The following is a 23,947-nucleotide window of genomic DNA, read 5'->3' as shown; positions in this document are numbered from 1 at the left end:
ATCTCTTCTGTGTGGCGCTGTATTTTGTGATTGCTATTTATCCTGGAAGCTTTGATCCGATCACCCTGGGTCATCTCGATATTATTGAACGGGGCGATCGCCTCTTTGAAAAAGTAATCGTGGCGGTGCTGTGCAATCCCAGTAAATCACCGATTTTTAGCCTCGAAAAGCGTGTGGCCCAGATTCGCCGCTGTACCCAACATTTACCCAATGTAGAAGTGGCGAGTTTCACGGGTTTAACCACCGACTACGCCCGACAACGTAATGCGGGTGTATTACTAAGGGGACTACGGGTGCTATCCGACTTCGAGAAGGAGCTACAGATGGCGCATACAAATAAGACGCTTTGGGATAATATCGAGACAGTATTCCTGGCGACCTCCAACGAATATAGTTTTCTCAGCAGCAGCGTCGTCAAAGAAATTGCTAAATTTGGTGGTTCCGTTGATCACCTCGTTCCTGACAATGTCGCTGAAGATCTTTATCAATGGTACAAAGTTCATCCTCCCCAGGTAAGCCCACCGACAATAATGCCAACTCCCCAACCCTTTATCGAGGGGTAGACTTGAATGTGCAGGAACAGCTCACCCATTTAGAAGAAGTAATTTTTGAAGGCTTTCAAATTCCCCTCACGGGACTAACTCTCGTTAAAGACAACGATGTTTTAGACCAGCTCGATGCGGTACGGGCCAGTGTTCCTGAAATTATTGAGCGGGCCGTCGAAGTGCTCCAATATAAGCAACACCTCGTTGAACAGGCCGAAGCCGATGCGGATCGGATTGTCACCAGTGCCAAGCAGCAGGCCGCCCAATACTTAGACGAGATGGCCCTCACCCGGCAAGCTGAGCAACAGGCGGCTCAATTACGCTACACCACAGAGCAGGAATGCCAAGCCCTCCGCCAAAGTACCCTCGCTGATCTAGAGGCCTTTCGGCAGCAGGTGTCCCAGGAAGTGCAGCAAATGAAAAACCAGGCGATCGCCGAGGCCCAGGCCATCCAACAAGATGCGGATCAATATGCCCACAATCTCCTCGGACGCCTTGAGGTGAATCTCCGGGAGCAACTAGAAATTGTTCAAAACGGACGGCGGCAACTCCAACCGCCACCATCCTCGAATAATGGGTTAGCCCCCCAGGCGACTGGCCAAAATCCCCAGGGACGGCGTACTTCTCCCCAACCGCGTCAGCCTAGATCGAGATAGGTATCGAGATCCGGCACCGTTAACCAACGGCCTTGGGTATGGGCCTGGTGGGTTAAATCCATTAGCAATTGAGAATAGACCCCTTCCCGGAGCGTTGGGGCGATCGCCACTGGATCTTCGGAGATCCCTTGATTTTGCTGGCAGCGGTCGATGGCTTTGACCCAATGATCGACAACTCGAATAAAAGGCGCGAGGCGGCCATCGGCAAAGGTTTGGGGAAATTCAAGGCGCTCTGGAATAGCCACAGGTTGCAGTGCTTCACCCGCCTGGCCCGCCTGGAGCGTAAAACCATGGACATAATCCTTGAGGTTGCTGCTTCCCAAAACCAGAGAACCGCGATCGCCATAGACTTCAACCCAGTGGCCCCGACCATGGTGACTGACGGAGGTGATATTAATTTGACAGGGTGTGCCGTCGGCCAGTTCTAGCATGATCAAGCAGGTGTCATCGGCATCTACGGGTTTAAGGCGATCGCCATCCTTGGGGTCGGGTCGCTCTTTAATGGCGCAACTGAGATGACCCGCCAAACGTTGCACGGGGCCAAACAACCAATGGACATAATCAAAGGCATGGGAACCCACTGCCCCCAAAGCGCCACCCCCTTGATCCTGGCGGGCATACCAATTCCAAGGTCGGTCTGGGTTGGCTCGACTGGTCACTAACCAGTTGATCGTAATCAGGCGTTTTTCACCAACAAAACCCTGTTGCAGATATTCCGCGAGACATTGCCAAGCAGGGACAAAGCGAAATTCAAAGTCCGGGGTTACGACCAAATTTTTTTGGGCTGCCAGATGGTAAAGCTCCCGCGCCTCAGCCCCATTCAAGGTCATGGGTTTTTCTAATAAAACATGTTTCCCCGCTAGAAGAGCTTGTTTGGCCATTTCATAATGCAAAAAAGGGGGCGTCGAAATGGCAACGGCGGCAACGGCAGGATTTTCTAGAAGCGCATTAAAGTCGCTGGCACTTTCGGCAATTTGATGGGTGGCAGCGATCGCCTGGGCTTTGTCCGGATCGCGATGGTAAACCGAGACCACTTCAGTACGGTGGTGGTGTTGGAGGCCGGGAATGTGAATTTTTTGGCCAAAACCGGTGCCGGCGATCGCCACCCCAATGGTGTCGTGGGTCATGGGAACTCCTCAATCGATGATCTTCCTCCGCATTATCCAGAACAGCGGTGGGCAAAATCAAAATTTTTCTGGCCTAGCCCTGGCGCACTGCTTGCCAAACCTGTTGATACTGGGCAGTCGCGTCGGGGTCTAACATCTCAATGATTTCACTGGCCCGGAAGGTGTTTTGATCAAGGTAAATTAACGGATTATCAGTGATGGCAGGGTCTAAATTGGTCGCCGCATAAATCAGTGGAGAGGCCCCGTGACTACTACGGGAAATCTGCTGAATCGCCGCCGGTTCCCAACAAAAATCTAACCAAGTTTTTAGGGTCTCAAAAGAAGTTTGGCTGCGTTGGGGCTGCACCCACAGATCACACCAGAGGGCCGTGCCACTGGCGGGAATCACTGCCCCTAAATTGCGGTAGCGTTGCAGGAGCGGCAAAATATCCTGGGACCACCCCTGGGCAATCCAGGTGTCGCCCATGTTGAGGGGCTGGAGATAGTGGGTGGAACTATAGAATTTGACCTGGCGGTGGAGGGTTTGGAAATCGCTCTCTAAATTGGCGATCGCCTCTGGATCGGTTTCGTTGTAGGATTTCCCCCGTTTTTTCAGCAAAAGCCCCAACACTTCCCGCGATTGGTTCAGCAGAGAAATTTTTCCCTGTAATTCTGGCCGCCATAGATCCGCCCAATCCGTCGGTGTCCACTCCAGGTTTTTCAACTTATCCTTGCGGTAGACCAGCATCGTCGTGCCCCAGCGGTAGGGCTGCCCCCACAGTTGCCCTTGGGGGTCGATCTCGCCCTGGACATTGCGGCGCAAAAACCGTTGCCAAGGTTCCCCCAACTCTTCCCACCGCGCTAGTTCCTCCAGAGATAACGGTTGAACAAATCCCAAGGCGATCGCCTGTTGATACCAACCATGGCCCAGGGTCAGCAAATCCGGCACCGCTGCCGAGCGATTGAAGAAATTTTCAGACGTCTCTGGTATCTTCATCGCCGCATCCTGTAGCACTACAAATAATTCTTGGAGCTGTTCTAGGGGTTTGAGATCTAAGCTGACCGTTTGCCCTTGGTTTTGCCGAAACAATGTCAACAGTTGTGGCGAAATTGACCCCCGTAATGTATTGATTTGTAAAGTTGTCTCCGAGGTTCGTTGACACCCTCCCAAACACCCAGCGAGGGCATAGAGTGCGGAAATAGTCAAAAAATGGCGGCGATTGGGCATAAATCTAAATGTCGTTTCCCCTGGGAAATATCTTTTCAAAAAATAGCAAATTTAGCCTTTAATCAAGTTCAACCTTGGCCAGGACAATTGCAACTTTATCCTTGGAGAGGCAAGGTTTTCTTAAGGTTTTCTAAGAGAATCTTAAATATATCAGGATAAATATTCACAGCCTTGGGGTTGGTACTAGCATGGGACAAAGACCCGACTTTAGGCTGACAAAATATGAGTGTTCAAGGCTATATCAACGAGTTGAAACATCAGCTTGATCTGTTGTATCAAACCGTCGAACAAATGCAGCAGGGGCTAGGCCCAACGGGACAATCCTTGTCGGAAGCAGATTTGATGGCAATGGTTCCCAAAATTGATCCAGCGGTCTTTGGCTTAGATTTTCGGGTCGGGGGAGAATCCTTTCACCACAAAGATGTTTTATTTGATGAAACCCTAGGCTTAGAAGGGCGTTCCATGGACGAGAAGCAAATGAGCCCGGAATGGCAGATCAAGCGACTAACGGCCCAGTTGACGGTGGCCTACAAACGTATTGCCCAATTAGAGGAGCAGTTGCTCTCGCAGCAAAATGAACACAATGGCAGTGAATATATCTATTCTTGATATTTTCTGAGAATCCATAACGGCGATCGCTCCACCCTCCAGATTATTAAAAGATTACTTAGAGTTAGGGGGCGATTCTGTTTGGGCGAGGCGGTAAGAAAACCATAAATTGAGCAATAAACAGGCGATGCCAATGTTGATACAGACATCGGCAATGTTAAACACGGGAAAATTAATCAGGCGAAAGTCGAGAAAATCGACCACATAGCCAAATAAAAAGCGATCGACGCCATTACCCATCGCCCCCGCAAGAATAAATCCGTAGCCGCCTTGTTCCCAGAGCGTTTGGCGATCGCCAAACCAAGCCAAGGCCATCAAACCCACACTGACTCCCAAGGACAACCACCGGAGCCAATGTACGCCATCGGTAAAGATGCTGAAGGCAGCCCCAGTGTTTTGCACATAGGTGAAATGGAAGACATTCGGCCAGAGGGCAAAGGTATCACCCACCTCCGGCAAGGTCTGGAGCACAATGGTTTTTGTTAGTTGATCGAGGACTAATCCGAGGAAGGCAACAAGCCAAAACCAGCGATTTTTCAGTAAATCTTGGCGCAGATCCATGGAGAGAGAGTTTCCGTTTCGCTAAAAAGAAAGAATATCAAGCCCAATACTTTGGCCTAATTTGGCCTAATAGAACAAAATCCGTCGTACCCCATAGGCCAACACGGCCACACCACAGACTAGCATTAACTGACTCGGAAAGGGAGTCACACTATAGAGGGCGATCGCCTGGATCAAACTCAGTTCCGTCGCCTGTAATTTTTCCAGGAGGGTCAGCCCCATCAGATAAAGAATGCCGCAACTGTGGAGAGCGATCAGACCACAAAAAGCACTAAGAGCGAGGGCTTCTAAACTCAGCACATACCGAAAGGCAAGCCAACCACAAATGCCCGCCGCTGGGATAAAGCCAAGAATGTAACCAAAGGTGGGTTCTGTCAGATATCCCAGTTTTCCCCCTTGGGAGAACACCGGCAACCAAAACAAACCGATCAGAATATAGGCAATCTGGGCGATAATCCCCGCATTTTTGCCCCCCAAACAGCCCGTGAGGAGAACGGCAGCCACTTGACAGTAAATCCCCAAAGACTGAGTTTGTAGTCCCGCCGTTGACCAGTCCCAAGGGAGATTGAGCCGATGGGCCTCGATGAAGGTGCCCCCAATCGTCAGGGATACACCGATCAATGCCCACAGGAGTTGGTTAAACCAGTTCGGGCCAGTGGTGGCAGTTTGCTTTGGGGACAAGGATCTGGGGAGGGCTTTCGCTTTCAAGGGTTATTGGGCGGCAGAATATTGGCCAGGAATCGGTGCTTCACCCCCTTGTAAGCCGAGGGATTTGAGCATCGCTTGATCCTGTTCGGGGGGTTGGCCCATGGTGGTGAGGTAGTGGCCGATGAGCATCGCGTTAATGCCTGCCTTCAGGCCGAGGTGTTGTAGTTCACCCATTACCGCTTCGCGACCGCCAGCATAGCGGATAATTTGTTCGGGCAAGATAAACCGGAAGATTGCCATACATTTGAGGGCTTCGTAGACATCGAGACGGTCATTGCTTCCGAGGGGAGTTCCCTGACGGGGATTGAGGAGATTCAAAGGCACAGATTCGACTTCGAGATCCCGTAGGGCGATCGCCAAATCAACCCGGTCTTCCCAACTTTCACCGAGGCCCATGATGCCGCCGCTGCACGCCTGAATGCCTGCTGCTTTGAGATTTTTGATGGTTTCGACCCGGTCTTGCCAACTGTGGGTGGTGACGATATCGGGGAAGAAATTTTCCGAAGCTTCGAGGTTGTGGTTGTAGCGGGTGACGCCGGCTTCCCGGAGCTGTTGGGCTTGTTCTGGGGTGACTTCGCCGAGGGCACAGCAGGGTTTGATCGCTGTTTCTGCCTGGATACGGCGCACGGTTTCTAAAATTTGCTCAAATTCATTGTCTCTGGGGCTGTTGTACTTAATGCCCCGGCCTTGGCTGACGAGACAGAAACGTTTCGCCCCAGCGGCTTCGGCTGCTTTGGCCTGTTCAATAATTTCTTCGGCGGTTTTGAGGCCATACACAGGAGAATCATCACCGGGATGGTGGGCGGACTGGGAGCAAAAACTACAGTTTTCGGAACAGCTCCCGGATTTCACGTTCACAATACTGCAGAGGTCAACGGTATTACCACAGCATTCGTGCCGGATTAGATCCGCAGCGGCACAGAGTTTGAGGATATTTTCGGGGCCAGTGATGGCGGCGAGACGGAGAGCTTCGGTACGGGTGAGGCGATCGCCATTAATAATCCGCTGCGCCCAGTCATTTAACCAAGCTTCGAGGGCCGGGCCATTGGGAATTGCAGTGGTGGGGGCGGGGGTTTGCGGGGTGGGCTTGATCGGTACTTGAACCACGTTGACCTTCTCTCTCTTTCACTAAAAAAGTATTCCAAATTTTATCATTCCCGTTTCCCTGGCTTAAAGGTTCTCTGTACATCTGTTACATCTTTGGGCGGTGGTGGCGGATCTCTCGGTTGGTACGCATCATCCGGGTCACGCTTGCTTTCTCCAGAAAGAATAGGTTAACTTCTATGGGTTTTAATTGCCGAACGGGAACCATGAGTCAACAAACCGCTTTAATCACAGGGGGGGCAAAACGCATCGGTGCGGCGATCGCCCGGACCCTCGCCCAGGAAGGAATCAATCTCATCCTCCATTACCGCTCTTCCCAAGCCGAGGTAGAACAACTGGCCGAAGAACTTTCAGCTTTGCCGATTTCGGTGGATATTGTGGCGGCGGATCTGCTCCAGCGGGACAGTGTGGAGGCGATGATCGAAACGGTGAAAGCGAAAACGCCCCAACTAGACATCTTGATTAATAATGCCTCGATGTTTAATAAAGAAAGTTTGTTTGCCCTGAGTCCAGAAAATCTCTGGGACAATATTCAAGTTCACGCCCTGCACCCTTTTCTGTTGACGAAAGCGTTCTTTTCTAAAGAATCTAGCCACGGGAATGTGATTAATTTCCTTGATACGCGCATCTACGGCTACGACCATGAGCATGTGCCCTACCACCTGAGCAAAAAGATGCTCCATAGTTTCACGAAGATGTTAGCATTTGAGCTTGCCCCCAATGTTCGTGTCAATGCGATCGCCCCAGGCCCCATCTTGCCACCAGTCAATGCGGAGGGAGATGAGCGGGTGCAAGCTGTAATTGCAAAAACCCCCCTGGGACGGTTTGGTGATCCACGCAATATTACCCAGACGGTACTGTTTTATTTAAAAAATGACTTCATCACTGGCCAAGTCATTTGTGTTGATGGTGGGTTTCACCTAGGAGAAAATTTCTATGTCTAAAAGCCTCGATAAAATTTACATTCGTGACCTGCTGCTGCGCTGCATTATCGGCATTTTTCCGGAAGAACGCACCAAAAAACAGGATGTGGTGATCAATGTGGTGATGCACGCGGATCTCACCAAAGCGGGCCAAACCGACAGTATCGATGACACCGTTGATTACAAACGAATCACCAAGGCAATTTTGGCCGCCATTGAGCCTTCTAGCTACAATTTGATCGAAAAAATGGCCCAGGTCGTCGCTGATATTTGCTTTACCGATGCCCTTGTCGAAAAGGTAGAAGTCACCATTGATAAGCCTGGTGCCCTGCGTTTTGCGAAGGCTTCGGCCGTGACGATCTATCGGGAGCGCTAAAAACCATGGCCCAGAATCGTGTCTACCTCAGCGTCGCCTCTAATATTCAACCGGAAGCCAATATCTTGCAAGCGATGACGGAATTAAAGCAGTTCTGTCAGCTCAAAGCGGTCTCGCGGTGTTTTGTGACGGACGCGATTCCGGCCCCAGGCCAAGCCCCCACCAAGGATCTGCCCTATTACATTAACTGTGTTGCCTTTGTCGAAACAGAGTACGAGGCGACAGCATTTAAGTTTGATATTTTGCGATCGCTCGAAACAAAGCTCGGCAGAGTCCGCACTGCTGATAAATATGCCCCCCGCACCCTGGATCTCGATATTTTGCTCTTTAATGACGCGGTGATCCAGGCGGAAAATTTGGTCATTCCAGATCCGGATATTAAAAAGCGTTGGTTCCTCACCCAGGGCATCCTCGATATCAACCCAGACCTTTCCCTCCCCGATGATGCCCAGCCGCTCCGGGTTTATCTGCAGCCCCTCTTGGATGATTTGGCAGCCACCAACCAGACCTTCACCGAAGACCAAACGCTCCGGGAAAAAATTTTGGCGATCGCCTAACCATCACCTCACCCAACCATTTGTGATCCATTGGCTATATTTCCTCTCGCCGAAAGTCGTGGGCGGCTTAACGAATCCTCTAAGATAGAGAACGCAAACTTTTTAAGAAAATTTTTAGAAATAACATGGGTGAGTTCATTCGTCCTTATCTAGAACCAATTGCCGCTTGGTTCAACACTTTACCGATCCCAGAAATCGTTACCCACTGGGGGCATCCCTTGATGATGGGCATTGTCATCGTGGCTGTTGGTGGTTCTGCGGCCGTTAAGGGTTGGCAGATTCGCCGCAGTGAAGATGTCAGCGACAAGAACGAGAGTGCCTACTGGCACAAAAAAGCAGCGCTCTGGCTCACAACCTTTATCAGCTTGGGTTGGACAGGGGGCGTTCTTTCTCTAGTCATGCAGGGAGAGCCAATTTTTGAAAGTCCCCACTTCTGGACGGGCACGATCGCCATTGGGATGTTGATGGCCAACGGTGCGCTATCGATCACAAAATTCCTCGGCAAAGATTCCCTGCGCACGGTGCATGCCTATGTGGGGTCAGCGGCGATCGCCCTCCTTGTGGTCCATGCTGCCCTCGGCATTAATCTCGGTTTATCCTTCTAAATCAACAGCTTAAATTTTACGCCTAAAAAGAAAATTTCTGGGGGTCGTCATCCGGGCGACCTCTTTTTTATTGCATCCACCCAGATGTTTAGTGGCAGCTTGCTAAAATTATTTGGGAGCAAAATTAAACAATAAAAGATTATGTTTAAAGTCTCTTTTGCGCAATTCAGAAAGACTTCCAAAAAACGGTTCGGTTTAGGTTCGGGAAACCGAATAAATATTGCAAAAACAATACCTTTGAAATTTGAAACCCTTGATAAATAAGCGTTTCAGAAGCGATCTATGTCTATCGATAGATGTACCTAGTCGGAATATTTCATAATATTAAAAGTGTAGTCAAGCAAAAACAAATTCGATTTCAAAAAAACATTTCGAACTTTGGATCTGACCCGTGCTTGACTTTTTGAAGAACACATCAACAAGGAGGTTTAAGCCTTACTTTATGGCTAACCAACTAAACAAAACCCTAGAACAAAACGCAGAAAATCAAAAACGCTATAAAGAGAAAGTCAAAGCGCAGATTGATAAAATCGACGCCCGCATTGATGAGTTCCGCGCCAAAGTTGACCAAGCAGAGGCAGACGGCAAACTCAAATACCAAAATATGCTCGAAGAGCTAACCGCCAAGCGGGATGCTGCCCAACAGAAATTTGACGAACTTCAGAATGCCAGCGAATCAGCCTGGGATGACTTGCAGAAGGGCTTTGAAAGTGCTTGGCAAGAATTAGACCAATCCTTCCAAAAAGCCGTCAACAACTTCTAATCCGCTGTCTCACCACGCAACACGAACAAGAGACAACAGGAGGACAATCCATGACTACGGCAACCCTTGATCAGAACCAAAACAATCAACGAACGGCTGATCTCCAGACCAAAGTACCTTGCACTGTTTCCGCAATCTTTGAGGATCGCCAGCAGGCAAACACGGTACTCAGGCAGTTGCTCGATATGGGGGTGAAACGAGAAGACATCTCCATCATCGGTAAGAATTTGCAGTCAGAAACCCAAATCACCGGTTTCTTCGGTCGGGCAGATTTCATTAAAGAAGGTTTGCAGTCCGGCGCAATCTACGGTGCCCTCTTCGGAACTCTATTTAGTGCCCTGAGCGGCTTCGGTGTCCTATTCGTCCCCTTCATTGGTACGGTGGTTGCTGGTGGCCCCATCGGTGCGGCCCTCCTCGGCGCAACTAGCGGGGCGATCGCCGGTGGTGCAGGTGTCGGACTCATCTCTGCCCTTGTCAGCCTCGGTATGCCCAAAGAAAAGGCAGCCATCTACGAAACGAAGATTAAAGCAGGTGGCTTGATGCTGACCGCCGAAACAAGTCAGGGTACTGCCACAGAATTAGAAAGCCTCTTTCAGGTAGAAGGGGGAACAGACATTCTCTCCTGTAAGGACTTCTTGCTCTCTCGCTTTGATACTGGAAAAGTCAGCTCAACCGAAGATCTGCCGGAGTCTGTGCGCTCACGTCTTGCTGATGCGGCCCAAGAAACCTTTGTCGAGGTTTACAACCAGGTCTACGCAGAGAAGCAAAATCAACACGTTGCTGCCTACCGCGCTTGGATGCGGGTCGAGGATGAATACGAGCAGAACAGCCAGGGCATCTGGGCAAAACCCAAAACCCTACAACAGGCCTAGGTTAAAACCTTGACTCACAGTGAGCACGCTGAAGCATTTAAGAACCATGAATTCTAAAAAACCTTAAAGCAGAGTTTGTCCTAAAGCGAAACTCTGTTTAGCCCAGGGGTCGGAGCGAATGACTTCACCCTGTTAACCGGGCTTCTCTAACCCATTTACCAAATCCCTTTAACAACTTAGGAGGAAAATATTTTATGGCTACGACTTTACAAGCCCCCACCACTGGTACAACGACCCAAAACCAAGAGGCATCCTTAACGATCGCCCAATCTCTGTCCCACATTCTGGCAGATACCTATTTGCTTTACCTAAAGACCCAGAATTTCCACTGGAACGTCCAAGGGAATCTGTTCTACGGTATTCACAACCTACTTGAAGAGCAGTACCAAGCCTTGGCGATCGCCGTAGATGACATTGCCGAACGTATCCGGGTCTTAGGCTTATCTGCCCCTGGTTCCTTCCATCAGTTCCTAGAATTGAGTTCTCTTAAGGAGGCCAGTGGTTTAGCCAGCGCCGAAGAAATGATCGCCGAGCTCTCCAATGACCACATCACCCTGACCGAGAAGCTGAAGGGCGTCCTGCAACAGGCAGAACAAAACCACGATGTTTCTACAGTGGAACTCCTCAGTGGCCGAATCCGCGATCACGAGAAACAAGCTTGGATGCTCAGTAGCATTGTGCGATAAATCGAAACTTTCACTGAAAATTTGTTGATTTCAGTTAATTTTGCCCATGATGTTCATCTACTACGGCTATAGCTTCAAGTTATTTTCCCAATGGCTAACTTACCGTTAGTCTCAGCCAGGAGAATTTCCCAACACCCCGAAAAAAAAACAAGTCCCTCCGTTCTGGGGGGATTTTTTTGTGAATGCAATGGCAGAAATGTTTTTCTTTTGCACCATCGCCTTGAAATTAACCAGGTGTCATGGGTAGTCAAGGACAACTCACAGTTCGCCGCGGTTTAAAGCTATAGTGATTAGAATTTATTGCCCACCCACTGCCCAAAGGAATGACCAGCGTGACCAATTTGCCGACTCAATTTGATGTTGTTGTCATTGGGAGTGGCGCAGCGGGCTTGTATGCGGCCTTGTCCTTGCCGAGTCATTTACAGGTGGGTCTCATCACGAAGGCAAAGCTACGCACCGGATCAAGTAAGTGGGCCCAGGGCGGTATTGCGGCGGCGATCGCCCCGATGGATTCCCCAGAATTACATTTCCAAGACACCCTCAAGGCGGGGGCTGGCCTGTGTGATCCTGAGGCTGTTGAGTTTTTAGTTAACCACGCGAAGGAAGCCATTGATCATCTAGTGACCATGGGGGTCGCCTTTGACCGCAGGGATGGGGAACTGGCGATGACCCTGGAGGCTGCCCATTCCCGCCCCCGGGTGTTACATTCTGCCGACACCACCGGCAAAGCGATCATTACCACCTTGATCGAGCAGGTGGTTGAACGTCCGAACATTCACATTGTTTCCCAGGCCTTTGCCCTCCAACTCTGGCGCAATGAAACGGGCCGATGCCAAGGGGTCAGTGTTTTATTTGATCATCACATTCAGTGGATTGCCGCAGGAGCCGTAATTTTAGCGACAGGCGGTGGCGGCCAAATTTTCGCCCAAACCACAAACCCCACCGTCAGTACTGGGGATGGGGTGGCCCTGGCTTGGCGGGCGGGCGCTCAGTTGCGGGATCTCGAATTTTTTCAGTTTCATCCCACGGCCTTAACGAAACCGAACGCCCCCCATTTTTTGATTAGTGAGGCGGTACGAGGTGAAGGGGCGCATTTGTTGGGGTTTAATGGCGATCGCTTTGCCTTTGACTACCATCCCGACGGTGAACTGGCCCCCCGTGATGTGGTCAGTCGCGCTATTTTTAGCTACCTAGCCGAAAATGCCGGTGATCCGGCCAATGCCCATGTTTACCTCGATCTGAGTGTGATCCCCGCCAAAAAAATCCGCCGTCGTTTCCCGAACATTATTCGGATGTGTGCCGAGTGGGGGGTGGATGTTTTTACGGAGCCAATTCCTGTGGCCCCCGCCGCCCACTATTGGATGGGAGGGATCACCACCAATACAGACTGTGAAACCTCGATTCCAGGGCTCTATGCCATTGGCGAAACCGCAAGTACAGGCGTCCATGGGGCGAACCGTCTCGCGAGTAACTCCTTGCTAGAATGTCTGGTTTTTGCGGCGCAACTGCGGGATCTCCAGCCAAAACCAGCGGCCCTAGCAGTACAAGATCCTGAGATCCAGACCGTCACCGCAAGCTGGAAAAAATTATCCGTTAAAGTGCAAACGATCCGGGCCGATCTCCCCCTATTGCTCTGGCAAAGCGCTGGTATTTGTCGAGAACAAAAAATTTTACAGGAGGCGATCGCCCAGGTAAGCACCTGGCAAAAACAACTCCAGCAAATGCCCCTGGCGCAATTTCTTCAGGGCCATCCCCCACAGCAAATTCATCTAAGCCATCCCGATGCCGAGGCGCAAATTCGTCTCTATGCAGAAACCTGTAATCTCACCGATGTTGCCCTCTTGATCCTCAAGAGTGCCCTCTGGCGTACCGAGAGCCGTGGTGGGCACTATCGCACCGACTATCCCAACGCTGAAGTCCCTTGGCAAGTGCATACGTTAGTTGAAGGGGAAACGTTGCAACGTTCTGCACCGTCGCGCCTGGGGCCGTTACGCTGATAAACCTGTAGCGAGTTAATTAATGACCTCTGCGAGTTCGATCACCCGTTCATCCCAGTCTTTGACCAGAAAGTTTAAGGGTTTTTCCTGGCGAATTTTATATTTGAGACGGCGGGCTTGGATGCGGAGCAGGAGCGCTTCTAGACAATCCTTATCGAAACAAACGTGGCGTTGGCGATTCTTTTTCCCGAGACTCGCCCCAGATACCACATGGAGTTGGGTATTTTTTTTCAGTTGATACCATAACCCGTCTGCCCCCCCCAAGGTTTCAGTGCGGCCCATCGCCATGGGACTAGCTCCCATATACATCGGGTCAAGGCTGGCGGCCCCTAGGGTTTGTTCATAGTTGTAGTAATAGTGGAGGGGGACATCGGCGACGGGGAGCTGCAAAATTCCTTCATAAAATCCCCTGGCCACTTCTAGATCCGAGACCATAATCGTGTGGACTTTGGGGGCTGTGGTCAGAAACATCCACATGGCGACCCCATAGGCACAGAGCAACATCACCATGATGCCTTGGGTGGAAAATAGGCTATCGAAGGCGGGGAAAAAGGCCGCCATTGAGGGATGGGACAATGCAGAGAAAGCAACGGTCATGGAACAAAAGTTGGGAGGTGAATCGCTTATGATTAAAATCAGGTGACGCCGCACAGGCACTTTTTAGGCATTATTGCAGGACATGATTCAGATTCCGAGTTTTTCTGAAACCAATCATCCACTGATTTTGGCCCTCAACCATTATAGCGATTCGGATCTGCTGACTTTTTGTCAACGCTATTTGGATCAAGGGAAATACTTCACAGGGATTTTTTGCCGATACGCGCCGTTGGTTTATACCCTCGTTGGTCATGGGGGGCGATCGCCTGTGCAGACGGACTATCTTTTTGCCCTGACCTGGCGGCAAATTTTTCACGAAATGCGCACCCTCGATTTAGAAGCCCAAGGGTTTCAATCTTTACAGCAGTGGCTTTTGGAAGTGGCGACGGCCTACCAGGATCAGTTTGAGATTCCGCCAGTGGCCAGCATTAACTATGACATTAAGCGGACAACGCCACCCCTGTGGTGTTACCTCGAACAGGCCTTGGATTTAGTCCCGCCACTGCCCCGGTTGATTGTGGTGCTCGCGGATCATTTTCACTGGAGCTCGACCCGCATTTCTGCCCATCTCCAGGCCGAGAGAGAGTATTTAACCGTTGAGGACGTGGAGGATTGGCTTAACCAAGGGCGTCAATTGGTTTTAGAAGAGTTGCCGACAGATATTCGCACGATCTACTTTCCAGAATCCCTACCCCAACTCAATAACGAAGGCGATCGCCTGACAGATTCGGCGAGTAACGCCAATTGAACGCGCTATGATAGGTAAAATTTCTTAGTCATTTCAGTAAAAGGTTTGGAAGCGATGATTCTCCCTGGTAGCACGGTGCGCGTAATCAACCCCGATGACACCTTTTATCGGTTTAAGGGCCTCGTCCAACGGGTCAGCGATGGTCGGGCGGCAGTTCTTTTTGAAGGGGGGAACTGGGATAAACTGATTACCTTTAACCTCGCGGAGCTTGAAGTCACGAAATAAGTCCCTTTGGCTCGTCCTATGCGTCTGCCCTTGCCCCAATTTTCCCCTGGCGATCGCCACCCCGATCACATTGCCGAGGTCATTGAAACTGCCATCACTGAGTTCACCGCCCAATGTTTGGAGCCGGAAGACCTCAGCTTTCCAGTGATGCCCCCCTTTGGCAGTTGGGTAAAATCCTATGACGAAGAATCAGGCAACATCGTCTACGGGGTCGTTACCTACGTCACCACGGCCCCCATTGATTCAGTCCATCGGGCCAGGGCCTTGGGGATGAGCCTCGAAGAGTTGCGAGAACAACAGCCGCAAATTTTTGCGATGCTCAAAACGGAGTTTCGGGCGGCCATCGTCGGTTTTGAAATTCCCAGTAATCGCCGCAATGGTCGGCGGGGCGAAGTGTTTCAATATTTACCACCCCGTCCCCCCCAAATTCACCAATCGGTTTACCATTGCGAACCGGACGAAATTATTCACTTCACCGACAGATTAGAGTTTCTCAGAGTGCTTTTGCAGGTGAATTGGGTGCCCCCAGAATCCCTCATGGCGGCGGCAGTGCGGGAAGTCTACCGACTGCGAAAAGGCGATCGCCAATGGTTAGTGGATGTGGGTCGCATGATCAGCACCCTCCTCAAAGATGACTATGACCGACTCCGCTACATCCTGAGTCAGATTCATTGGTAGCCACAAAAAAAGAGGGATTACAATCAATCCCCCTCATTGTTTACCGCAATTTAGACTTTAATCTCGAATTTCTCTAGTCCCAACCATGGCGATCGAGATACTTTGCCACTGTTTGTACATCCTTATCACCCCGACCAGAACTGTTGATCACAATGCGCGGACTGCCCGACAACTGGGGACACAGGGTTTCTAAATAAGCAAAGGCATGGGACGTTTCCAGGGCGGGAATAATTCCTTCTAACTCGGACACCCGTCGGAAGGCAGCCACTGCATCTTGGTCAGTGACACTGTAATACTCAGCCCGACAAGTATCTTTGAGGTAGCTGTGTTCCGGGCCGACGCCAGGGTAATCTAAGCCCGCACTGATGGAATGAGCCTCGACAACTTGGCCTTCGGTGTCTTGCAATAGGTAGCTCATGGCCCCATGTAGGACCCCTGGTTTCCCTTGGGTGAGGGTGGCGGCGTGGTGACCACTGGTGATCCCAGACCCTTCGGCCTCAACACCAACTAAGCGCACGGTCGAATCTTTAACAAATTCGTGGAAAAGCCCCATGGCATTGGAACCTCCCCCCACACAGGCAATCAGAATATCCGGCAGACCACCCCATTTTTCTGCACATTGTTGGCGAGTTTCGGCACCAATGATCGCGTGGAAATCTCGCACCATCATCGGGTAGGGGTGGGGGCCAGCTACGGAACCGAGGATATAGTGGGTTGTCTCTACATTTGTTACCCAGTCCCGAATAGCCTCGGAGGTGGCATCTTTGAGGGTTCCAGTGCCCGCTTCTACGGGTTGGACGGTAGCTCCTAATAATTTCATCCGGAAGACATTGAGGGCTTGGCGTTCCATGTCCTGCACCCCCATATAGATAATGCATTCCAGCCCAAACCGGGCACAGACCGTCGCTGTGGCAACGCCATGTTGACCCGCACCAGTTTCGGCGATGATGCGTTTTTTGCCCATGCGTTTGGCGAGGAGGACCTGGGCGATCGCATTATTGATTTTGTGGGCACCCGTGTGGTTGAGATCCTCCCGTTTCAGGTAAATTTGCGGGCCAGAACCATCGGGGCGAGCATAGCGAGCCGTCAGCCGTTCCGCGAAATAAAGGGGACTGGGGCGACCAACATAATCTTTTAGCAGCCCAGCTAATTCTGCTTGAAAAGTCGGGTCGTTACGATACTGGGCATAGGCCGCTTCTAACTCAGCCAAAGCGGGCATCAAGGTTTCAGGCACATATTTACCACCATATTTCCCAAAACGCCCAAAGGCATCGGGTTGATTGGGGTTAAAGGTAGTGTCTTGGGGAGAAATGGGAGAAATAGTCACGGTGTCTGTATCAGGTGAAATCAACTAGGTCTGGGTCAGCTTTATTGTAACTTGATCAAACTCCCTCGCAGATACCCTAGAGCTGCTTCCTAGGCATTGTCCTTGGGGGAAGATTGCATCGGAAAGGAAAAGTAAAAAGTAGAGCCTTCACCAAAGGTAGAAGTCAACCAAATTTCACCACCATAACGGCGCACAATTTTTTTACAGACGGCGAGGCCAATGCCTGTCCCGGAATATTGACTCTGGGAATGGAGGCGTTTAAAAGCGTAGAAAATTTGCTCAAAATAATCGGCTTCAATGCCAATGCCATTGTCGTGGCAGCTAAAAACCCAGTGGTTATCGTTTTGGACGGCACTGATCCGAATCTGGGGGGGCACCTCTTCCCGGCAATATTTGAGGGCATTTTCGATTAAATTTTGGAAAATTTGACTGATTTGTAGAGGATTTCCCTGAATGGTGGGCAAGGAATCAATGGTGAGCTTGGCACTTTGTTGAGCGATCGCCGAACTGAGTCGATTACAAACCTGATGAACGATTAAATTACAATCTACGTCTACCGCCGTATTTTCTACTCGATCGACCCGCGAATAGGTTAAAAGATCTTCAATGAGCTGGGTCATCTGGCGCACGGAATCTTGGATCGCATTGAGGTAACTACTCCCTTTTTCATCCAGACAATTGCCGTAGCGCACCTGGAGCAGTTGAGACCAAGAGTAAATACTCGCTAAGGGTTGCTTCAAATCGTGGGAGGCAATATAGGCAAACTGTTCAAGCTCCTGGTTGGATTGTTCAAGTTTGATCTGCATTGCTTCGCGGGCCTTCATCTCTTGCCGGAGTCGCTCGTTGGCTAACTTGAGGGCCTGTTGATTTCGCTTGCGTTCGATGGCGTAGAGAATTGAGCGGAGTAATGTCTCTTGGTCAAAGGCGATATTTTTTTTGATTAAATAATCCTGGGCTCCTTGGTGCACCGCTTCGAGGGCTAACTCGGCATCATTGGTATTCGTCAGCACCACAATGGGAACGTCCGGAGCAATGCCCATCAGCATCGGGAGAGAGCTTAGGCCCTGGCTGTCGGGCAAGCTCAAATCGAGCAAAATCACGTCAAAGGTTTGGTCTTCAAGACAGGCGATCGCCTTTTCGAGGTGGGCAAAATGCACAATATCGCACTGCACCATCTCAATATCTGCCAGTAGATCCCCTAACAATTCAGCTTCCGCCAAATTATCTTCAATGAGCAGAATATGTAGATCATCTAAGTGCATAGTTTAGTCGCGACAGTTGGGGAAGTCAGGCCAAATTCACTTGCAATCTCGCTTTTTCACCCCAGGCTTTTCCCTTGAAAAGTGGCCGTTACCCGCCTACTTGCATCGATATCAGGAATCTATATTCCTTCGATTTACAACTGGTGCTGAATTTTCACGAGGATGATTTTTCCAGGAAAGTCACTATCTTACAATAACCTATTTAGGCTTTCCCCCATTGGTTAGATATTGATTAGATATCGTCATACTTTGTTTTACTAATCTCAAAATAATACGAAAACCAACCAAGATAGCAGTGTGGTCTTAAAAATTAAACTTAGAAAATCGAACTCGCATTGACTACCGACTACACTAAGATGCAATCTTTGCGGGTGAATACAGCTTCCCTTTGGGTATTTACGCCCGACGAACTTCTTAGCCAATGACCCAAGCAGTAGAAGCGACTACCATAGAAAACCAAAGGAGTGATTAAAATGTAAAGGAGTATGCTTACCCCTTTGCCAGAGTAAGTCACAGTTTAAATTGCACTCAATCACGTATAGAGATATAGCATCATGGGATTTTTAGATCGTCTTGGTCGTGTTGTTAAAGCCAACCTCAATGATATGGTCAGTAAGGCCGAAGACCCCGAAAAAATATTGGAACAGGCCGTTGCCGATATGGGGGAAAGTTTGGTGCAATTACGCCAGTCGGTGGCCCGGGCGATCGCCGCCCAGAAAAAAACTGAGCAACAGCTGATCAAAAACCAAACCGAAGCGACCACTTGGCAAAAGAAAGCAGAATTAGCCATTAAGAACGGTCGAGAAGATCTTGCCCGGGAAGCCCTAGTCCGGAAAAAAACCTTTGCGGACACCGCAGCAGTCCTCCAACAGCAACTGACCCAACAAAATGCCCAGGTAAAAACCCTCAAGGAAAACCTCCTTGCCCTAGAAAGCAAAATCCAAGAGGCCAAGACCAAAAAAGATATGCTCAAGGCCCGGGCCAATGCAGCGAAAGCGAATGCTCAGCTCCAGAGCACCATGAACAACATCGACACCAGCAGTGCGATGAGTGCCTTCGAGCGGATGGAGGACAAAATCATGGAACTCGAAGCCCAATCTGAAGCAACCAATGTCTTGGGTAGTGCCAGTTTAGATCAAGAATTTGCCCAACTCGAAGCCTCCAATTCCATTGATGATGAGTTGGCGATGCTCAAAGCGGCTTCCCAGGAAGCACCAGCCCTAGAAGCGGCCAAAATGGTGGATGAAATGGAAGAAGTATCCGATACTCCCGTCGAAACTCCCGAACCAACGGATGCTGATTTTGCGGCGGTGGATGCTGAGCTGGAGGCCCTACGCACCCAAATGAAAAATCTCTAGGATCTCGCCTTGAGGAGGGGATCTTTATCCTGGTTTTTGGGTCTTGAAACCTTACAAACATATTACTTGGCTGGGTAGAAGTCCAAAGAACTCCTACCTAGTTTGCTTATGGAGTTTTGTGGCTGTTCGTAAATCCATTGATCCAGCGATCGCCGAAAACTGTTAACGTAAGGAACTGTCTTCATTTTGTAAGTAATCAAGGAGTTCACCCCCTGTGAGTGGCAGCGTTTTGGAAATTACCGATTCCCAGTTTGAGCAGGAAGTCCTCAACGTCAATCAAGATATCTTGGTCTATTTTTGGGCCAGTTGGTGTGGGCCTTGTCGGTTAGTTTCGCCCTCGGTCAGTTGGGCCGCCCAGGAGTATGGCGATCGCCTAAAAGTCGTTAAGCTCGAAGTAGACCCCAATCCGGAAGCCGTTGCCCAATGCCAAGTGGAGGGGGTGCCGGCCCTGCGCTTTTTTAAGGCCCAGAAGGTTGTGGCGAGCCATGAGGGGGCGATTACGAAGCAGGGTCTTAAGGATTTTGTTGAAGCCCAACTGTAATATTTTTCAGCGATTTGATTTGCCCCTATGCATTTTTCCCAGCGGTTATCACGGCTTTCGGCAAATGTGTTTGCAGATATGGACCGGGCCAAGGCCAAGGCGGTGGCAGCGGGTCAGGATTTAATTGATCTATCCCTCGGCTCTTCTGATCTCCCTGCTTCAGCGATCGCCACGGAAACCATCGCCCAGGCATTAACAGACCCCCAAACCCATGGGTATGTCCTCCACCGCAATACCCAGGCTTTTCGGGAGGCGATCGCCACTTGGTACACCGAGCGTTATGGGGTCGCCGTTGATCCGAATACTGAAGTCTTGGCACTGATCGGTTCCCAGGAGGGGACGGCCCACCTGCCGCTGGCCTTGCTCGACCCCGGTGACTATGCTCTACTGCCGGATCCGGGTTATCCCTCCTATGCGGGTGGGGTGGCGCTGGCGGGTGGCGAAAGTTACTTTATGCCCCTCACCGCTGAACATCATTTTTTGCCGAAATTTGCGGCGATCCCCCAGGATATTTTGGCGAAAAGTCGCTTAATGATTCTCAGTTATCCCCACAATCCCACGACGGCGATCGCCACGCTCGATTTTTTCCGGGAAGCGGTGGCATTTTGCCAGGCCCATGATCTGGCACTGATCCATGATTTTCCCTACAATGACATCTATTTCGCTGGGGAAACGGCACCACCGTCGGTATTACAGGCCGATCCGGAAAAAACCTGTAGCATTGAATTTTTTACCTTTTCAAAGTCCTTTAATATGGGAGGCTTTCGTACTGCCTTTGCGGTGGGGAATGCCCAACTGATTGCAGCCCTACGCCAAATTAAGGCGGTGGTTGATTTTAACCAATACCAAGGAATTCTCAACGGGGCGATCACCGCTCTCCAACGAGATCAAGCCACCATCGCGGAAAACGTACGCGTTTACCAAGCCCGCCGGGATGCCCTCGTCGAAGCCCTCAATGACCACGGTTGGTCTGTACCCAAGCCTGGGGCGACCCTCTATGTGTGGGCCAAGTTGCCAGAAGCTTGGTCAGGAACTTCTTTGGAATTTTGTACCCAATTGGTGGCTCAAACGGGCATTGCCCTGTCGCCAGGATCAGGGTTTGGTAAAACAGGGGAAGGCTATGTCCGCTTTGCCCTCGTTCAGGAACCAGCGGTACTGCGGGAAGCCGTGCGCCGGATCCAAACATTCCTTTCGCCACAACCATGACATTGACGCAGGTCTGGGGTTGTCTAATCATTTTCACTTTAATCCCAACCCTCGGTGCAGTTTGTATTTTGCCCTGGGGCGATCGCCATCCCCCTAGGCAACTGTTGGGAGATTGTCTCCTGGGGATAATTGTGGTGCTCTTCACCCGGTATTTTTTCCCGTACCAATCCCCTTGGGAACTCATCAGTCTTTTAGCTTTTATGATGGGCCGCTATTGGCGCACCCAAGACTTAGCTTTTGCGGCGGTGTGGGGAGGCTTGTTACTCCATGATTGGCAGATTACCCCCATTGTCAGTTTTATTGGCTTGGTGGGCTTGACGGTATTTCGACAAATTCGCCTGGGGATCTGGGCCGTTTTGACTTTGATTTTTGTGGCTCTCACGATCCGCCACGGTGCGGTGCCGGGCTATTGGGTCGCGGCGATCGCCCTGGGGGGACTCCTGGGCTGGTTAAGTCAACAGACAACAAATAGTCGGCAAGTTTGGCAAATTTTTCGGCCTGAATCCGGCTTTCTCTCCCTCGATCAGCGCCTCAGTAGCCCCCAAGTGGGCCAGGATGCGGCGACCCTCAGTCAATTGAAATATTTGGGTTATCCCGTTTTGCCAGGGTGGGTGCTGAAACCAGGGGATGATTTTAAACGACTGGTTGATTTACTAAAACCCAGTGGCGATCGCCCCTATATGGTGCGTCTCTCCAGCGAAAAAGTCCTTCCCAGATTTCAGATTCCCACGGAGCAACTCACCAGCCCAGAAGCCTTGGAAGTTGCCCTGGTGAATGGCTTTAGTCAAACGGCAGTGGGGAAACAAGCACTGCTGGTGCAAGCCCAACCCACCGTGCAATGGTCTGGCATTACCTACAGTCGCCCACCGCTCCCCTACAAGCGCCAGGATCCCCTCACAGAAGTTGTCCGAGATTTTATTACGCCGCTCGTAATTGGAGAAGGCCAATTTTTGCTGTACTACGGTCTGGATTCACCCCAGCCCCTGGGCGGGAAACCCTATGCTAACCACCCTCCCCTGGATATTTTGCAGGAAGTGGCCCACCTCAGCCGTCAGTTGGAACATCAACAGGGCAGCCCCCAGGCCCTGGAATGGTGTTTTACGGGCCAGGATATTTGGATTTTGCGGGTGCGGCCGATCTATCATCTCCATCCGGTCTGGACGAGGGAAGAGATTGCGAGCCATTTCCCCAAACCTTTATCCCCTTTGAGCGCTTCCCTATTAGAGGTCACGGCACCAGGGGCGATCGCCAGTATCTATGATGCCCTGTGGGAAGGGCGCGAAAATCTCCAGAACATCGCCTTGATTTCCCATCATCGGGGATATAGCTATCTCAATCGCAGCTTTTGGGAGCGGGTCTGCCGCCGGGAAAATTTTGAATTTAGCGACCTCCAATCCCGGCTGGGCTGTCTGCTGTTTGGCCTGCGCCATCCTCTGTTCTGTTACCGCTATTTGCGTTGGGATTGGCAATGGTACCCAGAGTTTCAGCAGGAAGCGGAGCGCCTTTGTTATCCCCTGCTAAAAACGATCAAAATGATCAGCCGCAATGATCTTTCGACCCTCAGCCTGGCGGACTTGGTGCAAAATGTCGAGCAAATTACAGAGATGCTGGAACTCCTGCTTGGCTATTGGCTCCGGGGCGAGGTGATTCTTTGGCGTCGCCGTTTGACCACAGGGCTGTCCCATTTTCTGCCGCCGCTCCCCCCCAAATTCCAAGCCCTCAATCAGTTGGCCGTGGATATCCGGGGGATCCTCCGCACCACAGGGGAACCACGCCAGGGGGTCGTTGAACCCTTTACACGGGCGGCTTTATTTGCCCAACTCGCAGAGCTACCCGATGGTGAACATTTGTTTGGTCGTTTAAATCAGTGGCTGAAGGAGCATGGGGATGGGGCAGATTTCCCTTGGGAGTTGGCCCAGCGGCGCTGGCGAGAAGATTCGGGGACGATCCGCCAACAATTAACGGATTTAGTGAACCAGCCGCGCACCGCCATTTCTCCCCTTGACCTTAGCTCCGCCCAGCGCCAACTCCAGCAGATCTACCGTCAACAGGAAGCGGTGAGAGGGCTTTGTGAAACGTTCTTGGCTCAGTTGCGCTGGCATTTTTTGGCGATCGCCCAGATTTGGCAAAACCAAGGTTATCTAGAGCAGCCCCAGGATATTTTTTGGCTCAAGCTCCCGGAGGTAAAGGCCTTAATTAATGCCCCCCAATCCCAGGAGTTTTCCCGCCTCCAGCTCAAAATTCAATATCGGCGATCGCAAATGAATCTAAACCAAGAGCAGGGGCTTCCCCCAGAGATTATCTACGGTCAATTGACCACGAAAGAAGATGTTTCGAGTAGTTGTTTTTTACAAAAACTCCAGGGTCAAGCGGTGAGTAGTGGCTCGGTGATTGGCCGTGTCCATCGCTGTTTACCTGGGGAAAGGGTCATGTCCTGGAGTCCCAATGATATTTTGGTGACCACTTACATTGATGAACATTTTCTAGAGCATCTCAAGGAGGTCAGCGGCATTATCACAACCCAGGGGGGCATGCTCTCCCAGGGAGCAAGTTTGGCCCGCCAACACCAAATTCCGATGGTTGCTAATGTCGCCATGGCCCTTGAGCTTCTCCAACCAGGCCAATGGGTACGCCTCGACGGTCGCCTGGGTCAGGTGGAACTTTTAGATCCAGAAGCCCTGTCTACGGATGCGAATTAGTTGCCCACGT

At 50.8% G+C, this 23,947-nt stretch carries 26 protein-coding genes; 18 read left to right on the top strand and 8 right to left on the bottom strand.

What is annotated here, in order from left to right; genetic code table 11:
• The first annotated feature begins 26 nt into the window (after nucleotides 1-26).
• Together coaD and AWQ24_RS01675 are read left to right on the top strand one after the other, a co-directional pair.
• Entirely contained in the window at nucleotides 27-563 is a 537-nt protein-coding gene (coaD, locus tag AWQ24_RS01680) for a pantetheine-phosphate adenylyltransferase (RefSeq protein ID WP_012305950.1), read from the top strand.
• Nucleotides 488-1,201, top strand: coding sequence for a hypothetical protein (locus AWQ24_RS01675; RefSeq protein ID WP_030006094.1), 714 nt, complete (start codon nucleotides 488-490; stop codon nucleotides 1,199-1,201). The genes coaD and AWQ24_RS01675 overlap by 76 nt, the downstream gene beginning before the upstream one ends.
• On the opposite strand, the gene AWQ24_RS01670 is transcribed toward AWQ24_RS01675, so the two are convergent.
• Both AWQ24_RS01670 and AWQ24_RS01665 read right to left on the bottom strand, forming a co-directional pair.
• Nucleotides 1,183-2,328, bottom strand: coding sequence for a Gfo/Idh/MocA family protein (locus AWQ24_RS01670; protein ID WP_012305948.1), 1,146 nt, complete (start codon nucleotides 2,326-2,328; stop codon nucleotides 1,183-1,185). The genes AWQ24_RS01675 and AWQ24_RS01670 overlap by 19 nt on opposite strands.
• Nucleotides 2,329-2,401: 73 nt before the next feature.
• Nucleotides 2,402-3,535, bottom strand: a complete 1,134-nt coding sequence (locus AWQ24_RS01665; protein WP_065715819.1) for an extracellular solute-binding protein — start codon at nucleotides 3,533-3,535, stop codon at nucleotides 2,402-2,404.
• 222 nt (nucleotides 3,536-3,757) lie between these two features.
• Here AWQ24_RS01665 and AWQ24_RS01660 point away from each other — a divergent pair, with 222 nt between their 5' ends.
• Nucleotides 3,758-4,144, top strand: a complete 387-nt coding sequence (locus AWQ24_RS01660; protein WP_065715818.1) for a hypothetical protein — start codon at nucleotides 3,758-3,760, stop codon at nucleotides 4,142-4,144.
• A gap of 54 nt (nucleotides 4,145-4,198) precedes the next feature.
• Here AWQ24_RS01660 and lspA read toward each other — a convergent pair whose 3' ends face one another.
• From lspA to bioB, 3 genes are all read right to left on the bottom strand, one after another.
• The gene (gene lspA / locus AWQ24_RS01655) at nucleotides 4,199-4,705 is read right to left on the bottom strand and encodes a signal peptidase II (protein ID WP_012305945.1); all 507 of its coding nucleotides are present in this window, start codon (nucleotides 4,703-4,705) and stop codon (nucleotides 4,199-4,201) included.
• Between the two features lie 66 nt (nucleotides 4,706-4,771).
• Nucleotides 4,772-5,413 (bottom strand): biotin transporter BioY, encoded by a 642-nt coding sequence (locus AWQ24_RS01650; protein ID WP_065715817.1) that lies wholly within the window; start codon nucleotides 5,411-5,413, stop codon nucleotides 4,772-4,774.
• A 3-nt stretch (nucleotides 5,414-5,416) separates the two neighbouring features.
• On the bottom strand, nucleotides 5,417-6,520 hold the full coding sequence (gene bioB / locus AWQ24_RS01645; RefSeq protein ID WP_198161502.1) for a biotin synthase BioB: 1,104 nt from the start codon (nucleotides 6,518-6,520) through the stop codon (nucleotides 5,417-5,419).
• A 203-nt stretch (nucleotides 6,521-6,723) separates the two neighbouring features.
• Between bioB and AWQ24_RS01640 the strand changes: the two genes are divergently transcribed.
• The 8 genes from AWQ24_RS01640 to nadB all read left to right on the top strand — a co-directional run bounded on the left by AWQ24_RS01640 (nucleotide 6,724) and on the right by nadB (nucleotide 13,296).
• Nucleotides 6,724-7,461, top strand: coding sequence for an SDR family oxidoreductase (locus tag AWQ24_RS01640; protein WP_012305942.1), 738 nt, complete (start codon nucleotides 6,724-6,726; stop codon nucleotides 7,459-7,461).
• Nucleotides 7,454-7,816 (top strand): dihydroneopterin aldolase, encoded by a 363-nt coding sequence (gene folB / locus AWQ24_RS01635; protein ID WP_012305941.1) that lies wholly within the window; start codon nucleotides 7,454-7,456, stop codon nucleotides 7,814-7,816. The genes AWQ24_RS01640 and folB overlap by 8 nt, the downstream gene beginning before the upstream one ends.
• Nucleotides 7,817-7,821: 5 nt before the next feature.
• On the top strand, nucleotides 7,822-8,373 hold the full coding sequence (gene folK, locus AWQ24_RS01630) for a 2-amino-4-hydroxy-6-hydroxymethyldihydropteridine diphosphokinase (protein ID WP_012305940.1): 552 nt from the start codon (nucleotides 7,822-7,824) through the stop codon (nucleotides 8,371-8,373).
• Nucleotides 8,374-8,498: 125 nt separating this feature from the next.
• Nucleotides 8,499-8,978: a DUF4079 domain-containing protein gene (locus AWQ24_RS01625; RefSeq protein ID WP_062431953.1), complete on the top strand. Its 480-nt coding sequence runs from the start codon at nucleotides 8,499-8,501 to the stop codon at nucleotides 8,976-8,978.
• Between the two features lie 442 nt (nucleotides 8,979-9,420).
• Entirely contained in the window at nucleotides 9,421-9,741 is a 321-nt protein-coding gene (locus tag AWQ24_RS01620) for a hypothetical protein (protein ID WP_012305938.1), read from the top strand.
• Between the two features lie 50 nt (nucleotides 9,742-9,791).
• On the top strand, nucleotides 9,792-10,613 hold the full coding sequence (locus AWQ24_RS01615) for a ChaB family protein (protein ID WP_083993469.1): 822 nt from the start codon (nucleotides 9,792-9,794) through the stop codon (nucleotides 10,611-10,613).
• A 194-nt stretch (nucleotides 10,614-10,807) separates the two neighbouring features.
• Nucleotides 10,808-11,299: a Dps family protein gene (locus tag AWQ24_RS01610; protein WP_012305936.1), complete on the top strand. Its 492-nt coding sequence runs from the start codon at nucleotides 10,808-10,810 to the stop codon at nucleotides 11,297-11,299.
• A gap of 323 nt (nucleotides 11,300-11,622) precedes the next feature.
• The gene (gene nadB, locus AWQ24_RS01605) at nucleotides 11,623-13,296 is read left to right on the top strand and encodes an L-aspartate oxidase (RefSeq protein WP_065715816.1); all 1,674 of its coding nucleotides are present in this window, start codon (nucleotides 11,623-11,625) and stop codon (nucleotides 13,294-13,296) included.
• Between the two features lie 15 nt (nucleotides 13,297-13,311).
• Here the strand turns inward: nadB and AWQ24_RS01600 are convergent, their stop codons facing one another.
• Complete coding sequence (locus AWQ24_RS01600) at nucleotides 13,312-13,893, bottom strand: glyoxalase-like domain protein (RefSeq protein WP_062431948.1); 582 nt, start codon at nucleotides 13,891-13,893, stop codon at nucleotides 13,312-13,314.
• An 82-nt stretch (nucleotides 13,894-13,975) separates the two neighbouring features.
• Between AWQ24_RS01600 and AWQ24_RS01595 the strand changes: the two genes are divergently transcribed.
• From AWQ24_RS01595 to AWQ24_RS01585, 3 genes are read left to right on the top strand one after another with little or no spacing between them, the layout of a single operon-like run.
• The gene (locus AWQ24_RS01595) at nucleotides 13,976-14,641 is read left to right on the top strand and encodes an RNA polymerase subunit sigma-70 (protein ID WP_065715815.1); all 666 of its coding nucleotides are present in this window, start codon (nucleotides 13,976-13,978) and stop codon (nucleotides 14,639-14,641) included.
• 54 nt (nucleotides 14,642-14,695) lie between these two features.
• Nucleotides 14,696-14,866, top strand: coding sequence for an NAD(P)H dehydrogenase subunit NdhS (locus tag AWQ24_RS01590; protein ID WP_012305932.1), 171 nt, complete (start codon nucleotides 14,696-14,698; stop codon nucleotides 14,864-14,866).
• Between the two features lie 18 nt (nucleotides 14,867-14,884).
• Nucleotides 14,885-15,544 carry an HAS-barrel domain-containing protein gene (locus AWQ24_RS01585; RefSeq protein WP_065715814.1) on the top strand — a complete coding sequence of 220 codons (660 nt, stop codon included), beginning with the start codon at nucleotides 14,885-14,887 and terminating at the stop codon, nucleotides 15,542-15,544.
• A 73-nt stretch (nucleotides 15,545-15,617) separates the two neighbouring features.
• Here the strand turns inward: AWQ24_RS01585 and trpB are convergent, their stop codons facing one another.
• Together trpB and AWQ24_RS01575 are read right to left on the bottom strand one after the other, a co-directional pair.
• Nucleotides 15,618-16,871, bottom strand: coding sequence for a tryptophan synthase subunit beta (gene trpB / locus AWQ24_RS01580; protein ID WP_065715813.1), 1,254 nt, complete (start codon nucleotides 16,869-16,871; stop codon nucleotides 15,618-15,620).
• An 89-nt stretch (nucleotides 16,872-16,960) separates the two neighbouring features.
• The gene (locus AWQ24_RS01575) at nucleotides 16,961-18,133 is read right to left on the bottom strand and encodes an ATP-binding protein (protein WP_012305929.1); all 1,173 of its coding nucleotides are present in this window, start codon (nucleotides 18,131-18,133) and stop codon (nucleotides 16,961-16,963) included.
• A 554-nt stretch (nucleotides 18,134-18,687) separates the two neighbouring features.
• Here AWQ24_RS01575 and AWQ24_RS01570 point away from each other — a divergent pair.
• The 4 genes from AWQ24_RS01570 (at nucleotide 18,688) to AWQ24_RS01555 (ending at nucleotide 23,937) form a co-directional block, all read left to right on the top strand.
• Complete coding sequence (locus tag AWQ24_RS01570) at nucleotides 18,688-19,491, top strand: PspA/IM30 family protein (RefSeq protein ID WP_012305928.1); 804 nt, start codon at nucleotides 18,688-18,690, stop codon at nucleotides 19,489-19,491.
• Nucleotides 19,492-19,705: 214 nt separating this feature from the next.
• The gene (locus tag AWQ24_RS01565) at nucleotides 19,706-20,032 is read left to right on the top strand and encodes a co-chaperone YbbN (RefSeq protein ID WP_012305927.1); all 327 of its coding nucleotides are present in this window, start codon (nucleotides 19,706-19,708) and stop codon (nucleotides 20,030-20,032) included.
• A gap of 27 nt (nucleotides 20,033-20,059) precedes the next feature.
• Complete coding sequence (locus AWQ24_RS01560; protein ID WP_065715812.1) at nucleotides 20,060-21,238, top strand: LL-diaminopimelate aminotransferase; 1,179 nt, start codon at nucleotides 20,060-20,062, stop codon at nucleotides 21,236-21,238.
• Nucleotides 21,235-23,937 (top strand): PEP-utilizing enzyme, encoded by a 2,703-nt coding sequence (locus tag AWQ24_RS01555; RefSeq protein ID WP_065715811.1) that lies wholly within the window; start codon nucleotides 21,235-21,237, stop codon nucleotides 23,935-23,937. Before AWQ24_RS01560 ends, AWQ24_RS01555 begins: the two co-directional genes overlap by 4 nt.
• Nucleotides 23,938-23,947: the final 10 nt, after the last annotated feature.

The sequence above is a fragment of the Picosynechococcus sp. PCC 8807 genome, assembly GCF_001693295.1.
Taxonomy (GTDB): domain Bacteria; phylum Cyanobacteriota; class Cyanobacteriia; order Cyanobacteriales; family MRBY01; genus MRBY01.
The sequence above is the reverse complement of the archived record's forward strand: the minus strand, read 5'-3'. Positions and strand labels throughout refer to the sequence as shown.

What these genes read in the sequence shown, in the direction of transcription:
- AWQ24_RS01620 (WP_012305938.1), top strand. Translation starts at nt 9,421, where the DNA reads ATGGCTAACCAACTAAACAAAACCCTAGAACAAAACGCAGAAAATCAA.
- folK (WP_012305940.1), top strand. Translation starts at nt 7,822, where the DNA reads ATGGCCCAGAATCGTGTCTACCTCAGCGTCGCCTCTAATATTCAACCG.
- AWQ24_RS01640 (WP_012305942.1), top strand. Translation starts at nt 6,724, where the DNA reads ATGAGTCAACAAACCGCTTTAATCACAGGGGGGGCAAAACGCATCGGT.
- AWQ24_RS01585 (WP_065715814.1), top strand. Translation starts at nt 14,885, where the DNA reads ATGCGTCTGCCCTTGCCCCAATTTTCCCCTGGCGATCGCCACCCCGAT.
- AWQ24_RS01610 (WP_012305936.1), top strand. Translation starts at nt 10,808, where the DNA reads ATGGCTACGACTTTACAAGCCCCCACCACTGGTACAACGACCCAAAAC.
- folB (WP_012305941.1), top strand. Translation starts at nt 7,454, where the DNA reads ATGTCTAAAAGCCTCGATAAAATTTACATTCGTGACCTGCTGCTGCGC.
- AWQ24_RS01615 (WP_083993469.1), top strand. Translation starts at nt 9,792, where the DNA reads ATGACTACGGCAACCCTTGATCAGAACCAAAACAATCAACGAACGGCT.
- AWQ24_RS01625 (WP_062431953.1), top strand. Translation starts at nt 8,499, where the DNA reads ATGGGTGAGTTCATTCGTCCTTATCTAGAACCAATTGCCGCTTGGTTC.
- AWQ24_RS01675 (WP_030006094.1), top strand. Translation starts at nt 488, where the DNA reads ATGGTACAAAGTTCATCCTCCCCAGGTAAGCCCACCGACAATAATGCC.
- lspA (WP_012305945.1), bottom strand. Translation starts at nt 4,705, where the DNA reads ATGGATCTGCGCCAAGATTTACTGAAAAATCGCTGGTTTTGGCTTGTT.
- AWQ24_RS01660 (WP_065715818.1), top strand. Translation starts at nt 3,758, where the DNA reads ATGAGTGTTCAAGGCTATATCAACGAGTTGAAACATCAGCTTGATCTG.
- AWQ24_RS01665 (WP_065715819.1), bottom strand. Translation starts at nt 3,535, where the DNA reads ATGCCCAATCGCCGCCATTTTTTGACTATTTCCGCACTCTATGCCCTC.
- AWQ24_RS01570 (WP_012305928.1), top strand. Translation starts at nt 18,688, where the DNA reads ATGGGATTTTTAGATCGTCTTGGTCGTGTTGTTAAAGCCAACCTCAAT.
- AWQ24_RS01595 (WP_065715815.1), top strand. Translation starts at nt 13,976, where the DNA reads ATGATTCAGATTCCGAGTTTTTCTGAAACCAATCATCCACTGATTTTG.
- AWQ24_RS01670 (WP_012305948.1), bottom strand. Translation starts at nt 2,328, where the DNA reads ATGACCCACGACACCATTGGGGTGGCGATCGCCGGCACCGGTTTTGGC.
- AWQ24_RS01555 (WP_065715811.1), top strand. Translation starts at nt 21,235, where the DNA reads ATGACATTGACGCAGGTCTGGGGTTGTCTAATCATTTTCACTTTAATC.
- AWQ24_RS01575 (WP_012305929.1), bottom strand. Translation starts at nt 18,133, where the DNA reads ATGCACTTAGATGATCTACATATTCTGCTCATTGAAGATAATTTGGCG.
- nadB (WP_065715816.1), top strand. Translation starts at nt 11,623, where the DNA reads ATGACCAGCGTGACCAATTTGCCGACTCAATTTGATGTTGTTGTCATT.
- AWQ24_RS01590 (WP_012305932.1), top strand. Translation starts at nt 14,696, where the DNA reads ATGATTCTCCCTGGTAGCACGGTGCGCGTAATCAACCCCGATGACACC.
- AWQ24_RS01600 (WP_062431948.1), bottom strand. Translation starts at nt 13,893, where the DNA reads ATGACCGTTGCTTTCTCTGCATTGTCCCATCCCTCAATGGCGGCCTTT.
- AWQ24_RS01560 (WP_065715812.1), top strand. Translation starts at nt 20,060, where the DNA reads ATGCATTTTTCCCAGCGGTTATCACGGCTTTCGGCAAATGTGTTTGCA.